This is a genomic window from Streptomyces cinereospinus, from assembly GCF_042430725.1.
Classification (GTDB): Bacteria; Actinomycetota; Actinomycetes; order Streptomycetales; family Streptomycetaceae; genus Streptomyces; species Streptomyces cinereospinus.
Genome location: NZ_JBHMCY010000210.1, coordinates 1 through 766, shown reverse-complemented (window position 1 = coordinate 766; position 766 = coordinate 1). Strand labels below are relative to the sequence as shown.

Sequence of the window (766 nt, the reverse complement as noted above, 5' to 3'; positions counted from 1 at the left end):
CTTCACGGGGAGTGGTGTGTGATGGCGGGTGCTGGTGCGGATCGCCGGTCGTATGACACGGGTGCGTCGACGGATGCGCAGGCGAACATCCAGGCGGTGATTGCTCGGCTGGAGGAGGTCATCGGTCAGCGGGATCGTCAGGTGAAGGCGGCGATGGCGGACTTCACGGCTGACGGTGTGGCGGATGAGTACCACGGCAAGGAGCAGCGGTGGAATCGTGCTTCGCAGGAGGTGCGGAACATCGTGCAGTTGCTGAAGACGACGTTGGAGAAGAACGACTCGACGGCGCAGTCGACGTTGCAGCGGGCCAAGGCGGCTGTGGACAACATCGGCTGACCTGGTAGTTGTTGGTTTTCTAGTTTCGGGGGTTTGTGGTGCCCGGGTGGGATCTGAAGCCGCAGGGTATTTCGGCTGTGCTGAAGACGACGGGTGAGACGGCGTCGGGCTTTGAGAAGTATGGGAAGTCGTTCGGGGAGAATCTGACGTCGGCGGCTTCGAGTGCGGGCACCATTTCCGCCGAGGGTGGCGGTGGGGGCGGGGAGAAGGCGCAGGGGGGTCTGGTGGCGCTGGCGTTGTCGCAGTACGCGGAGCGGGCGTCGAAGGACTTGCAGTATGTGGCGGCGCGGGCGGGTAAGTCGTTGCAGGGTGTGGTGGATGCGACGACGGCTTATCTGAATGGTGATCAGGAGATGGCGGCGGAGGCGCAGCGTAGTACGTTGAAGGCGCCGAAGCTGGATCTGCCGGGGGTGGGCAAGGCGTGATCAAG

2 protein-coding genes are annotated in these 766 nt (G+C 63.7%); both read left to right on the top strand.

Annotated features, from left to right (window positions below; translation table 11 throughout):
- The first annotated feature begins 21 nt into the window (after positions 1 to 21).
- Positions 22 to 336, top strand: coding sequence for a pore-forming ESAT-6 family protein (locus tag ACFF45_RS35545; RefSeq protein WP_381351180.1), 315 nt, complete (start codon positions 22 to 24; stop codon positions 334 to 336).
- A gap of 35 nt (positions 337 to 371) precedes the next feature.
- On the top strand, positions 372 to 761 hold the full coding sequence (locus ACFF45_RS35540; protein ID WP_381351179.1) for a DUF6507 family protein: 390 nt from the start codon (positions 372 to 374) through the stop codon (positions 759 to 761).
- The last annotated feature ends 5 nt before the right edge of the window (positions 762 to 766 follow it).

Excerpts from the sequence above, each read along its gene's own strand:
- ACFF45_RS35545 (WP_381351180.1), top strand. The coding sequence starts at position 22 with ATGGCGGGTGCTGGTGCGGATCGCCGGTCGTATGACACGGGTGCGTCG.